The sequence below is a fragment of the Mesorhizobium atlanticum genome, assembly GCF_003289965.1.
GTDB classification, from domain to species: domain Bacteria; phylum Pseudomonadota; class Alphaproteobacteria; order Rhizobiales; family Rhizobiaceae; genus Mesorhizobium; species Mesorhizobium atlanticum.
Genome location: NZ_QMBQ01000003.1, coordinates 101,896 through 115,051, shown reverse-complemented (window position 1 = coordinate 115,051; position 13,156 = coordinate 101,896). Strand labels below are relative to the sequence as shown.

Annotated in this window: 10 protein-coding genes; 2 read left to right on the top strand and 8 right to left on the bottom strand. The window is 65.0% G+C overall.

All coding sequences use genetic code 11. The features are described from left to right. The first annotated feature begins 140 nt into the window (after window positions 1-140). A complete protein-coding gene (locus DPM35_RS10280) occupies window positions 141-1,985 on the top strand; it encodes an aminopeptidase P family protein (protein WP_112127210.1) in 1,845 nt (614 codons plus the stop codon). A 202-nt stretch (window positions 1,986-2,187) separates the two neighbouring features. On the opposite strand, the gene DPM35_RS10275 is transcribed toward DPM35_RS10280, so the two are convergent. Both DPM35_RS10275 and DPM35_RS10270 read right to left on the bottom strand, forming a co-directional pair. After that, complete coding sequence (locus tag DPM35_RS10275) at window positions 2,188-2,484, bottom strand: AzlD family protein (RefSeq protein WP_112127209.1); 297 nt, start codon at window positions 2,482-2,484, stop codon at window positions 2,188-2,190. Further along, window positions 2,481-3,209: an AzlC family ABC transporter permease gene (locus tag DPM35_RS10270; RefSeq protein WP_112127208.1), complete on the bottom strand. Its 729-nt coding sequence runs from the start codon at window positions 3,207-3,209 to the stop codon at window positions 2,481-2,483. The genes DPM35_RS10275 and DPM35_RS10270 overlap by 4 nt, the downstream gene beginning before the upstream one ends. Window positions 3,210-3,539: 330 nt before the next feature. Between DPM35_RS10270 and DPM35_RS10265 the strand changes: the two genes are divergently transcribed. Further along, a complete protein-coding gene (locus DPM35_RS10265) occupies window positions 3,540-4,298 on the top strand; it encodes an SDR family NAD(P)-dependent oxidoreductase (RefSeq protein ID WP_112127207.1) in 759 nt (252 codons plus the stop codon). Between the two features lie 25 nt (window positions 4,299-4,323). On the opposite strand, the gene DPM35_RS10260 is transcribed toward DPM35_RS10265, so the two are convergent. The 6 genes from DPM35_RS10260 to ftsZ form a co-directional block, all read right to left on the bottom strand. Further along, on the bottom strand, window positions 4,324-5,016 hold the full coding sequence (locus tag DPM35_RS10260; RefSeq protein ID WP_112127206.1) for a DUF2461 domain-containing protein: 693 nt from the start codon (window positions 5,014-5,016) through the stop codon (window positions 4,324-4,326). Then, a complete protein-coding gene (ligA, locus tag DPM35_RS10255; protein ID WP_112127205.1) occupies window positions 5,016-7,223 on the bottom strand; it encodes an NAD-dependent DNA ligase LigA in 2,208 nt (735 codons plus the stop codon). Before ligA ends, DPM35_RS10260 begins: the two co-directional genes overlap by 1 nt. Before the next feature lie 134 nt (window positions 7,224-7,357). Further along, on the bottom strand, window positions 7,358-9,031 hold the full coding sequence (gene recN, locus DPM35_RS10250) for a DNA repair protein RecN (RefSeq protein WP_112127204.1): 1,674 nt from the start codon (window positions 9,029-9,031) through the stop codon (window positions 7,358-7,360). An 8-nt stretch (window positions 9,032-9,039) separates the two neighbouring features. Then, window positions 9,040-9,909: an outer membrane protein assembly factor BamD gene (locus DPM35_RS10245; protein ID WP_112127203.1), complete on the bottom strand. Its 870-nt coding sequence runs from the start codon at window positions 9,907-9,909 to the stop codon at window positions 9,040-9,042. A 200-nt stretch (window positions 9,910-10,109) separates the two neighbouring features. After that, window positions 10,110-11,057 (bottom strand): UDP-3-O-acyl-N-acetylglucosamine deacetylase, encoded by a 948-nt coding sequence (gene lpxC / locus DPM35_RS10240; protein ID WP_112127202.1) that lies wholly within the window; start codon window positions 11,055-11,057, stop codon window positions 10,110-10,112. A 378-nt stretch (window positions 11,058-11,435) separates the two neighbouring features. Beyond that, window positions 11,436-13,103 (bottom strand): cell division protein FtsZ, encoded by a 1,668-nt coding sequence (gene ftsZ / locus DPM35_RS10235; RefSeq protein ID WP_095815643.1) that lies wholly within the window; start codon window positions 13,101-13,103, stop codon window positions 11,436-11,438. Window positions 13,104-13,156: the final 53 nt, after the last annotated feature.

The window sequence follows — 13,156 nt, the reverse complement described above, 5'->3', positions numbered from 1 at the left end:
CCGGGCCTGGACCAACCGCCGCAGGTTGAAAACCGGTCGGCCCCATTGCAGTTTGCCAGTTCGTCGCAGCCGGAAATCGATTCCGATTTTCCGGAGCATCGGCTACGGTCAGCCATGCGGTGGCGCGAGAGGAGCCAGAAATGTTCCAGACCTTTGATTCCGCTGGCGATCCGGCCGTCGGCAAGCCGCGCGTGGCGCTGCTGCGGCAATGGTTGGCCGACAATGGCCTGGATGGCTTCATCGTTCCCCGCGCGGACGAGCACCAGGGCGAATATGTCGCCGACCGCTCGGCGCGGCTGAAATGGCTGACCGGCTTTTCCGGTTCGGCCGGCGTCGCGATCGTGCTGCGCGACCGCGCCTTCATCTTCGTCGATGGCCGCTACACGCTGCAGGTACGCAACGAAGTTGATCTCGGCATCTTCACCGTCGAAAGCCTCATCGACAATCCGCCGGCCAGCTGGATCAAGGACAATCTCGGCAAGGGCGCAAGGCTCGGCTTCGACCCCTGGCTGCATACGATCGGCGAGGTCAAGGCGCTGAAGGCGTCGGCCGAGCAATCCGGCGCGACCTTGGTGCCGCTCGACAGGAACCCGATCGACATCATCTGGAAAGACCAGCCTGAGCCGCCGCGGGCGCCGGTGGAGTTGCAAGAGCTCAATTTTGCCGGTGAACTCGCCAAGGACAAGCTTGTGCGGCTGGCAAGCGCCATCCAGAAGGACGGCGCTACCCATGCGGTGCTGACCGATCCCTCTTCCATCGCCTGGAGCTTCAACATCCGTGGCGGCGACGTGCCGCATACACCCCTTGCGCTCGGCTTTGCCATCCTCGCCGCCGACGGCAAGCATCAGCTGTTCATGGACCAGCGCAAATTCCCGCGCCAGGTCGCGGCCTATCTCACCCAGCTTACCGATCTGCATGATCCGGGCGAGTTCGAAGCGGCGGTCGTCGATCTGGCAAAGGGCGGAGCCAAAATCGCGCTCGATCCGGTGCTGGCGGCGGACAAGCTGAGAATGCTGACCGAGGACAATGGCGGTACGGTCGTGCTGGCCGCCGATCCGGCCCGCATCCCACGTGCGACGAAAAACCAGGCCGAGATCGCCGGCAGCCGCGCCGCGCATCGCCGTGATGGCGCGGCGATCGCCAAGCTGCTTTGCTGGCTCGACCGCCAGAAGCCGGGCACGCTCGACGAAATCGCCGTCGTCACCAAGCTGGAGGAAGTGCGCCGCCAGACCGGCGAGGAAACCCAGATGCCGCTGCGCGACGTCTCCTTCGACACGATCTCCGGCGCCGGCCCGAACGGTGCCATCATGCACTATCGCGTCTCGCGCGCCACCAGCCGCAAGTTGGAAAGCGGCGAGCTGTTCCTGCTCGATTCCGGCGGCCAGTATCAGGACGGCACCACCGACATCACCCGCACCGTTCCGATCGGTGAGCCCACCGAGGAGATGCGCGAGCGCTTCACCCTTGTGCTGAAGGGCATGATCGGCATCTCGACGCTGCGTTTCCCCGCCGGCACGCGCGGCTTGGAAATCGACGCGATTGCCCGCTTGGCGCTGTGGAAGCGTGGCTGCGACTTCGCCCATGGCACCGGCCACGGCGTCGGCTCCTACCTTGCCGTGCATGAAGGCCCGCAACGGATCGCCCGCACCGGCACCGAAAAACTGCTGGCCGGCATGATGCTGTCCAACGAGCCGGGCTACTACAAGGAAGGCGCCTACGGCATCCGCATCGAGAACTTGATCCTGGTGACACCGGCGGAACAGATCGAAGGCGGCGACATCGCCATGCATGGCTTCGAGACGCTGACGCTGGCGCCGATCGACAAGCGGCTCATCCGCAGCGATCTTCTGACGCGCGACGAGTTGCACTGGCTCGACCAGTATCATGCATGGGTGCTGGCCGAGATTGGTCCGATGGTCGATGGCGAGACGCTCGCCTGGCTGGAGAAGGCGACCGCGCCGCTGCCGCACGACGCAAAGATCTGAGATTGGCTTCTTTCTCCCCCGTTTACGCAAACGCTGGCGCCTTTCCTCTACCCCGTCGAGCGGGGGAGAGGTGGCTCGGCGAAGCCGAGACGGAGTGGGGGTCGACCAGCACAGCATAAGACAATGCATGCGCCAAGCTGCCATGCGCGCTATCGCCAAAAACCAGCCGCTTGGAAATGTGCGCGTGCCGTCTGGCGGCTTCCTACCCGACGAACTGCCGCGCGATGATCAGCACCGCCGCACCCGCCAGGAACATCGGCATCAACCCGCCGCGCAGCGAGACCAAAGCGGTGACCACCAGCGCCGCCCATTCGGCAGGCCCGGCGCCAAGGACCGCCGGCGCGACCAGCGTCGTCAGCACCGCGGCCGGCACGGCGTTCAGCCCCGCCTCGACGCGCGGATGGATATTCTCGAAGCGCGAGATGACGAGGTGGCCGCCGACCCGCGTCAGATAGGTGGCGATCGCGCCGGCGAGGATGATCCAGAAGGTCGTGCTCACGGCCGCTCCCCTATTCCGCTGTGATGCGGAGGCAGGATCACCGCCAGCAGCACGCCGGCGATTGCGCCGATCGAGACATGCCAGGGAGACCCGACCGTCTTGTAGGCGATGATCGATGCGGCCGCGCTTGCGGCGACGACGGGTAGCCAGAGCGGCCGCTTGCGGAAACCGAGGACGAGGCCGAGGAAATAGATCGGCAGCAGGAAATCGATGCCCAGCGCATGGGTATCAGGAATGAGCTTGCCGAACACCGCGCCCAACCCGCTTTCGATTACCCAGAACACGTAGACCGGCAGGCCAAGCCCAAGATACCAGACGAACCCGACCGGCTTGCCCGACACGGCCCTCGCCTCCGCCACGGCAAATTGCGGGTCGGTCAGGATGAAGTAGCCCAGCGCCTGCTGCAGCAGCGGCCAATGCGCGATGCGCCGGCCGATGCCGGCCGAATAGAGCACGTGCCGAAAATTCACCGCGAAGATGGACAGCACGATCAGCCATGGCGCGACATGCTGACCGAACAATTCGATGCCGACCATCTGGCTGGCGCCGCCAAAGATCAGCGCGCTCATCAGGAAGGCCTCAAGCACCGAGAAACCATTGTCGACGGCGATCGCGCCGAACAGGATCGCGAATGGGGCGGAGGCGACGACGACTGGCATCGACAGCCGCACGCCGTCCCAGAAGTCGCTCCCAGTCCTGCCCTCAGAGATTGCTTCCGCCGTCATCAGCCGCTCCTAATGCATGACGCCCCTGAAGTGCGCAGCGGTTCTGGGATATGCATCAAAACAAAAACTTGAGGCGCCTTGCCTGAGTCGATTCCAGCGCAACGCGCTTCAAGTGCGGCCTGATGTAGGGAGCGTCGCGGTCAATGTCACACCAATTCGCTTGACCCGACGATCAGCGGAACTGATCGCCCCCGCGCCGTGGCCAATGACAAACAGGCAAGCGTTCGAAACGCCTGCCCAAGGGTGTGACCGAATGATGGATTTTCCACCCGCCCCTATTGTCGAGCGATCAAACCAAGTGCCAAGATCGGGACAAAAGAGGGGTAATGAATGGTCGTCTTTGATTTCACCGGCAGGCATGCGGTCGTCACCGGAGCGGGCGGTGGCATGGGCGAAGCGATCGCGCTGGGGCTGCTCGATGCAGGCGCCTCCGTCACCGCCATAGACATCAAGCCGCGCCCGGCATCGCTTGCCTCCTATGACGACCGACTGACTTTCGCCCAAGGCGATTTGACCGACGCCGCCTTTGTCGAACGGACCATCGGTGCGGCTGGGCGCGAGCGCCCCGGCATCGACTATCTCGCCAATGTTGCCGGCGTGCTGTGGTTCGGCCGCGACAAATCGGCTCTGGAGATGGATCTCGATGTCTGGGACCAAGTCTTCAATATCAATTTGAAATCCTTCGTGCACACCGCACGGGCGGTTGTTCCGCATATGCGCGCCGGCGGCCGCGGAGGCGCGATGGTGCATTTCTCGACCATCCAATGGTACCGCGGCGATCCGAAGCCGCAGGACGCGTATCAGGCATCGAAGGCAGGCGTCTGTGCTCTCTCCAAGTCGCTGGCCATGCAGCTTGCCGGCGACGGCATCCGCTCCAACGCCATCTGCCCCGGCATGGCGCTGACGCCGCTGCAGGCGCGTTGGGACACCGAGGAGAAGCGCGCCGCCGTGGCGAACTACACGCCGCTCGGCCGCATCGGCACGCCGCAGGACATGGCGAACGCCGCGCTGTTCCTGCTCTCGGATGCCGCGAGCTACATCACCGGCATCGAACTCCCCGTCGACGGCGGCCTGCTGATGCGGATGTAGGCGACCGGCCTGATCCGCGGCGGCGTCAGGCCGCCACGGCTGTGCCCTGGATCGCCCTGCCCCAGTCGAGCAACGGCTTGGCGCCAACCGTGAAGTCGACGAGATCGTCGACCAGCGCCGGCGAATGGATCGTCGCCGGATCGATGTCGTGCCGGACCACGAAATGCCGGCTCCGCACCGCCTGGGCGAGATCCTCGTCGGCGACGTCCTCGAAGCCGCGCGGCGCCCGCTTCAGGCGATCTTCGGCATCGAGTTCCAGCCCGGCCTTCTTGAGCGACGAGACCATGGCGCGGAACGCGGCCGGCTTGGCCACGATCGCCTTGCGCATGGCCTGCAGCAGTTCGGGTGCCGGCTGCCACCAGGCGACGCCGGCAAAGCAGCGCTCGAGCCCGATATGCACGTAGAAGACGCCCTGCTCCATCTTGGTGCAGTCAGGCGACAGGATCGCCGACAGGTGCCGGTTGTAGGGCCGCTTGTCCTTCGAGAAGCGCACGTCGCGATTGATCCGGAACAGCGATTTCTTGCGATCGCCACGCAAGCCTAGTTTCGCCGACTCGAAGCGCTCGCTGAGCGTCTCGACGAGATCGCAGAACGGCCCGTGCAGCTCGCTGTCGAAGAGGTCGCGGTTCTCCTGGAACCATTCCCGGCTCTGGTGGAAATCGAGCGCCTTGAGGAACGGGATGGCCTTCTGTCCGAAACCCTTGAACGCGCCGGCCATCAGCCGCTCCTGCCGATGCGTTGCAGCCAGGTATCCTCGTCGATGACCTCGATGCCGAGATCGCTCGCGACTTTCAGCTTCGAGCCGGCGCCGGGACCTGCCACCACCAGATCGGTCTTGGCCGAAACCGAGCCCGCCACCTTGGCGCCGAGCCGCTCGGCCATCGCCTTGGCTTCCGAGCGCGTCATCTTTTCCAGCGAGCCGGTGAACACCACCGTCTTGCCGGAGACTTCGCTGCCGGCCGAGATTTCCATGACATAGGGTTTCGGGTGGACCTGCGCGAGCAACGCATCCAGCACGTCGTCATTGCGCTCATTGCCGAAGAAGTCGCGCAGCGCATTGATCACCGTGTCGCCGATGCCGTTGATCGATGGGAAGACGCTGTGCGGATCCTCCGCCTTTGCCGTCTCCTTGCCCACGCGGATCAGTTCCTCGATGGTCGAGAACTGACGGGCAAGCACGGCCGCCGTCGTTTCGCCGATATGACGGATGCCGAGCGCGAAGATGAAGCGGTCGAGCTCCGGCTCGCGCCGCGCGTCGATCGCTGCGAAGAGCTTGTCGAGTCCTTCATAGTTGCGCTCCTCGACGCTGCGCACATTCTTGCGTGTCTTGCCCGAGGCTTCCTCGCGCAGCCGCGCCTGCTCCTCGCGCCGCTCGGCCAGCGCCCTGGTGACGGCCGGGCGGCGATCCTTCAGCGTAAAGATGTCGGCCGCGGTCTTCACCAGCCCCGCATTGAAGAAGAGGTCGATATTTTCCGCGCCCAGCCCTTCGATATCCATCGCGCCCCGCGACACGAAATGGCGCAGTCTTTCCACCGCCTGGGCGGCGCAGATCAGCTCGCCGGTACAGCGCCGGCGCGAATCCTCCTTGCCCGTCTTCTCGTTGATCTCGCGCGTCGCCGGCGAACCGCAGACCGGGCAGGTATGCGGGAATTCGTAAGGCACGGCATTGGCCGGCCGCTTGTCGATGACGACGCTGACGATCTGCGGGATGACATCCCCTGCCCGCTGGATCACCACCGTGTCGCCGATGCGCACGTCGATGCCGTCGCGGATTGGCTGGCCGTTGCTGTCGAAGCCCTTGATATAGTCCTCGTTGTGCAGCGTGACGTTCTCGACCACCACGCCGCCGACCGTGACCGGCGCCAGCCGCGCCACCGGCGCCAGCGTGCCGGTGCGCCCGACCTGGATGTCGATCTTCTCGACCGTGGTCATCGCCTGCTCGGCCGGGAACTTGTGCGCGACCGCCCAGCGCGGCTCGCCGGTGACGAAACCCCAGCGGCGCTGCAGCTCAAGCTGGTCGACCTTGTAGACCACGCCGTCTATGTCGTAACCGAGCGAGGAACGCTGCTCCTCGATCCGGTGGTAGTGCGCGATGAGTTCGTCTTTGGACTTCGCCCGCACCATCAGCGGGCTGACCTTGAAGCCCCACTCCTTGAACTTCTGCACGGAATCGTACTGGGTCGGAGCCGGATCGGCGGTGGTGTAGCCCCAGGCATAGGCGAAGAATTTCAGATTGCGGCTTGCGGTGACCGACGGGTCCTTCTGGCGCAGCGATCCGGCCGCCGTGTTGCGCGGATTGACGTAATCCTGGCCGCCTGTAGCCGCCGAGCGCTGCTTCAGCGCCTCGAATTCGGCATAGGTCATATAGACCTCGCCGCGGATCTCGATGACCTCCGGCCAGCCCGAGCCCTGCAGCTTCTTCGGGATGTCGGCAATGGTCTTCAGATTGGCGGTGATGTCCTCGCCGATGGCGCCGTCGCCGCGCGTCGCGCCCTGCACGAACACGCCGTTCTCGTAGCGCAGCGAGGCCGACAGGCCGTCGATCTTCGGCTCAGCGGTGAAGGCGATGTCGAGATCCTTGTCGCGGTCGAAGAAGCGCCTTCCGCGTTCGATGAAATCGGCGACATCCTGGTCGGTATAGGCCTTGGCGAGGCTGAGCATCGGCACCGCGTGCCGCACCTTCGCAAAGCCTTCGGCCGGCGGCGCGCCGACCCGGCGCGACGGCGAATCCTCGCGAACGAGATCGGGGAAACGCTCTTCGATGGCAAGGTTGCGCCGTGCCAGCGCGTCATATTCGGCGTCGGAGATCGTCGGCGCGTCCTCGGTGTGATAACGCCGGTCGTGCTCGGCGATCTCCGCCGCGAGCCGCTTGAGCTCCTCCGCGGCCTCGCCTTCGCTCAGCGATTCGACTGGTTTTTCCGACATGAAACGCGGTCCTCGAATTATGGCGGGCCACTATAAATCAGGATTCGCCGGCATGGAGTCGCCTTACGCAAAAATCATTCCCGAACAGCAAGATGCAGCCATCTGCTGACTCAACCTGCCAGCGACCAGGAATCTTAGGCGGCGGCCGTGTTCTCGCGCAGCAACCGTTCGGCAGCGGCGCGCGCCTCGTCGGTGATGACGGCGCCCGCCAGCATGCGCGCGATCTCTTCCTGGCGCGCGGCGCGGTCCATTTCGGCAATGCCGGTGGCGACACGGTCCTTGCCGCCGGATTTGGAGATCAGGAAATGCGTGGCCGCCCGCGCGGCCACCTGCGGCGCATGCGTGACAGAAAGCACCTGCACGCGCTTCGACAACCGCGCCAGCCGCTGGCCGATGGCGTCGGCCACGGCGCCGCCGACGCCGGTGTCGATTTCGTCGAAAACCAGGGTCGGCGCCGAGCCGCGATCGGCAAGCGCCACCTTCAAAGCCAGCAGGAAGCGCGACAGCTCACCGCCGGAAGCGACCTTCATCATCGGCCCCGGCCTGGTGCCCGGATTGGTCCGCACCCAGAATTCGACCTGGTCGATGCCTTCTTCCATGCGGCTTTCGGCATCGCTTCCCATCTCGACGATGAACTCGGCCCGCTCGAGCTTCAGCGCCGGCAATTCGGCCATCACGGCCTTGGTCAGGCCCGTCGCCGCGGCATGACGCAGCGAGGAAAGCTGCGCCGCGGAAATATCGTAGGCCTCGCGCCCCGCGGCCGCCTGCTTCTCCAGCGCATGCAGCCGCTCCTCGCCGGCATCGAGATCGGCAAGATCGGCCACCATCGTGTCGCGCAGCTGCGCCAGGTCGTCCACTGCGACATTGTGCTTGCGCGAAGCGGCGCGCAGCGCAAACAAGCGCTCCTCCGCTTTCTCCAGGCGTTGCGGATCATATTCGGTCGCGCGAAGCGCAGTTTCCACGCCGGACTGCGCCGCATCGAGCGAGATCATCGCCTCGTCCAGCGACTTCACCACATCGTCGAGCAGGCCCGGCGCCTCGCCCGACTTGCGCTGCAGCCGGCGCAACAGGCTGGCGAGTTGCGGCAAGGGCGAGGATGGCCCCGACAGCACATCCTGCGCGTCATGGATTTCAGCGGCGATCTTCTCGACGCGCATCATCTGCGCGCGCAGTTCGGCAAGCTCAGTCTCCTCGCCCGGCTGCGGATCGAGCTTGGTAAGCTCGGCGGCGGAAGCGCGCAGATAATCGGCCTCGCGCGCCGCCGCCTCGACCTTGGCGCGATGCCGGGAAAGCTCCTGCTCGCAGTTTCGCCAGTAACGCCAGGCTTCGCCCGTGCCGCGCACCGCGCCCAGATGGCCGCCGAAACTGTCGAGCAATTCGCGATGCGCGCCGGGATCGACCAGGGCACGCTCGTCATGCTGGCCATGGATCTCGACCAGCGCGCGGCCGACATCGCGCATCAGCGTGACGCTGGAAGGCTGGTCGTTGACGAAGACGCGGGTGCGGCCGTCGGCCGTCTGCACACGGCGCAGGATGATGTCGCCATCGTCCTCGATGTCGTTTTCGGCGAGCAGCGCGCGGGCCGGATGGTTGCGCGGCACGTCGAACACCGCGATGACCTGGCCCTGCGCCGCGCCATGGCGCACGAGCGAGGCGTCGCCGCGCGCGCCGAGCGCCAGCGACAAGGCATCGAGCAGGATGGATTTGCCGGCGCCGGTTTCGCCAGTCAGCACCGAAAGCCCGGGCAGGAAGTCGATGTCCAGCTTCTCGATCAGGACGATATCGCGGATCGACAGTCTGGACAGCATCGCAAGCTTCAGGCGCCGGTGATCAACTTCCCGGCCTTGGAGATCCACGATCCGGCATTCTCGCGCGGCTCAAGCCCGTTGCTCTGCAGGAGCTTGTAGGAATCCTTGTACCACTGGCTGTCCGGATAGTTGGTGCCGAGCACCGCCGCGGCCGTCTGCGCTTCCGAGGTCAGGCCCATGGCATAATAGGACTCGGTCAGGCGCGCGAGCGCCTCTTCGACATGGCGGGTGTTGGAATAATTCTCGACCACGGTGCGGAAGCGCTTCACGGCGGCGATGTATTCACGGCGCTCGAGATAGTAGCGGCCAACCTGCATCTCCTTGCCGGCAAGCTGGTCGTTGGCGAAGCGGATCTTGTCCTTGGCGTCGGCGACATATTCGGAGTTCGGCCAGCGCGTCACCAGATCCTGCATGGTCTGGATGGTCTGGCGCGCTTCCTTCTGATCCTGGGTGACGTCCTTGATCTGCCGATAGTAGCTCAAACCGATGATGTATTGCGCGTAAGCCGCATCGTCGGTCGAGGGATAAAGCGTCAGATAGCGCTTCGCGGTGCCGATCGCCTCGTCGTAATTGCCGGCGCGATAATCGGCGAAAGCGCCCATCACCATCGATTTGCGGGCGAACTCCGAATAGGGATGCTGGCGGTCGACCGCGTCGAATTTCTTGCTCGCCTCGTCGAGGCGCCCGGCATTCATGTTGGCCAGGCCCTGGTTGTAGAGGACGTCGGCCGGCTCGGTCTGATCGACATAGGTCGCCAGGTTGACGTCCTTCTCGGAGGACATGCAGGCCGACAGCACGAGCGCGGGAGCAACCACCGACAGCGCCAGCAAAACACCCCGACGCGGCGTTACCGATTGACCAACTCGCGAAAAAAACATGTTTGGATTCCGCCCCTTCGGCGTCGTTTCGGTCCGGGCCGAAGCCATAAACCATTATCCCCTTGCCCGGCAACGCTATGTCCGGCCAATCGCACATTTTTGTGGCGGCCCGGCGCTATGATCGAGGTTGTGCAATTTCAGCGATTCGTGATGCAATCGCGCAACACAGCCTGACTACAAAGCCAGAAAACGGTTAAAAATCAGATCACCCAGGGTGCGTAGACCGGCCGGCTGACGGCAATCATCTCGGCCACGCGGCCACGCTCGCGGCGCCGGGTCTCGACGATCTCGAAGGCCGAGTGGTCGGAAAGCAGCCTGCGCAACGCGGACGCGTTCATCCGGTGACCGCCGCGATAGGAGCGGAAGCAGCCGATGAAGCGCGCGCCGGCCAGCGCCAGATCGCCCATGGCATCGAGCGTCTTGTGGCGGGCGAACTCATTGGGATAGCGCAACCCGCCGACATTGATGACGCGGTTGTCGTCGCCGATGACCAGGGAGTTTTCCAGCGACGAGCCGAGCGCGTAGCCGGCAGCCCAAAGCCTCTCGACGTCCTTCATGAAGCCAAAGGTGCGGGCACGCGCGATGTCGCGGCGGAAGATATCGGGGTTGATGTCGGAAGCGAATTGCTGGCGGCCGATCGCCGGGCTCTCGAAATCGATCTCGACCTCGAACCGCGTGCCGTCATAGGGACGGAATTCCGCCCAGGATGCGCCGGCTTCCACGCGCACCGGCTTGACCACACGGATATAGCGGCGCTTGACCGCCAGTGTCTCGATACCCGCCTGGTCGAAGGCTTCGACGAACGCCATGGCGCTACCGTCGAGAATGGGCACTTCCGAGCCGTCGATCTCGATGATGAGATTGTCGATGCCGAGGCCGAACACCGTGGCCATCAGATGCTCGACGGTGCCGATATGCGCGCCGGCCGGATCGCCGAGCATGGTGCAAAGATCGGTGGCGCCGACTTCCGCGACCAGGGCGCGGAGCTCACGGGTTTCGCTACCGTTCGAAAGATGGAAGACAATACCCGTATCGGCGTCGGCCGGCAGGAAATGAACGGTGACGGTCTTGCCGCTATGGACGCCGATGCCAGCCAGCGTCGCGCGCGATTTCACTGTCGTCTGATAGTCGTGCAAGAGTAACCCCATAGCCCCAAATGCCTGCGTCCGCTCATCGGCCTTGGGTATCTTGCAGCCAGATGAACGGTCTGGCGCTTCGCATGGAATGCGGCAAAATAAGCAAGAGCATGCGGCTCTGTGTGATCGGCAGGCAGGGCTACTCCCCGAATCCCGGCAAACCGACTTTAGTCCGTGGCGAAGATAATGGCCCGCCCAGGAGACTCCAAATCACGGTTTCTTACCCCGTGTAACCACCGGATTGCGTCAAAAATAAATCGTAAGCCATTGTTTTTGAAAGACTTTGCAAAACCAACAGGCAGACGATTTCTCGTCTGCCTGTTAACAAGCGTTATATATCGTTAACGATTGGCGGTCCGCCGTATCATGATCGGCGGTCCGCCGTATCGGTCAGTTGGCCTGGCGGCGCAGGAAGGCCGGAATCTCCAGCTGGTCGTCTTCCTGGACCGTGCGGGCCTGCGGAGTCAGCCGGCCCTGGTCGTCGAGCTGGCCGCGGCGCGGCGCGTAGAGCTGCGGATCCTGGCTGGCGAGACGGCGCATTTCGGGCGCGGCCTGGCGCAGCTTCGGTTCGCGCGGCTGCGCCGGCTGGAGCCGGGCCGGCTCTTCCTCGCGGCGGGTCAGGCCGTTGGTCAGCCGCTTGATCAGCCCCATCGGACCGCTGTTCTCATGGTCCGCCGGGCGGGTCTTGGCTTCGACCTCAGCCCTCACCACCGGCGGAAAATCCTCCACGCGCGGCATGCGCTGCGGAGCGGCGGCCACTGGCTGCGGCATCTCGCGCTGCGGCGCGGGCTGCTGCATGACCTGCGGCTGCATCACCGGCTGCGGCTGCGGTTGCGGCTGGGCCGGCGGAGCCTGGAAGATCTTGCTCTGCGGCCGGAAGTCGTCGACCGGCGCGGGGCGCGGCTGCGCCATGGCGGCTGCGTTTGCCTCGGCAAGCTGGATCGCCTCGGCGACCGGGTCGACCGCGCGCGGCTCGTAGGCCTGCGGCTGAACCGGAGCGGGGCGGATTTCAGCGACCGGAGCCGCCGCCGGGCGGGCGGCCGGCTTCTGCGGCGCGCGGATCGAGATCGGCGCCGCGGCGATTTCGGCGGCCGACTTGTCGATGCCGGTGGCGACGACCGACACGCGGATCACGCCCTCCAGTTCCTCGTCGAAGGTAGCGCCCAGGATGATGTTGGCGTCCTGGTCGACCTCCTCGCGGATGCGGGTCGCGGCCTCGTCCACCTCGAACAGCGTGAGGTCGCGGCCGCCGGTGATCGAGATCAGCAGGCCCTTGGCGCCCTTCATCGAGGTCTCGTCGAGCAGCGGGTTGGCGATCGCGGCTTCCGCGGCGGCCATCGCGCGACCCTCGCCCGAAGCTTCGCCGGTGCCCATCATCGCCTTGCCCATCTCGCGCATAACCGAGCGCACGTCGGCGAAGTCGAGATTGATCAGGCCTTCCTTGACCATCAGGTCGGTGATGCAGGCGACGCCCGAATAGAGCACCTGGTCGGCCATGGCGAAGGCATCGGCGAAGGTGGTCTTGTCATTGGCCAGCCGGAACAGGTTCTGGTTGGGGATGACGATCAGGGTGTCGACGCATTTCTGCAGTTCCTCGATGCCCATGTCGGCCGTCTTCATGCGGCGCTGGCCCTCGAAGTGGAACGGCTTGGTGACGACGCCAACGGTGAGGATGCCCTTCTCGCGCGCCGCGCGGGCAACGACCGGAGCGGCGCCCGTGCCGGTGCCGCCGCCCATGCCGGCGGTGACGAAGCACATATGGGTGTTGGACAGATGATCGATGATCTCGTCGATGCACTCTTCCGCCGCCGCGCGACCGACTTCCGGCTGAGAGCCGGCGCCGAGGCCTTCGGTGACATGCGCGCCGAGCTGGATCAACCGCTCGGCCTTCGACATGGTCAGCGCCTGGGCGTCCGTATTGGCCACCACGAACTCGACGCCGCGCAGCCCGGCTGTGATCATGTTGTTGACCGCATTGCCGCCGCCGCCGCCGACACCGAAGACGGTGATGCGTGGCTTAAGCTCGGTGATGTCCGGCTTTTGCAGATTGATGGTCATTGTCTCCGTCCTTTGCCTTTCCCGCCGCTTCGCCGCTGCGGCCGCCTATGGGG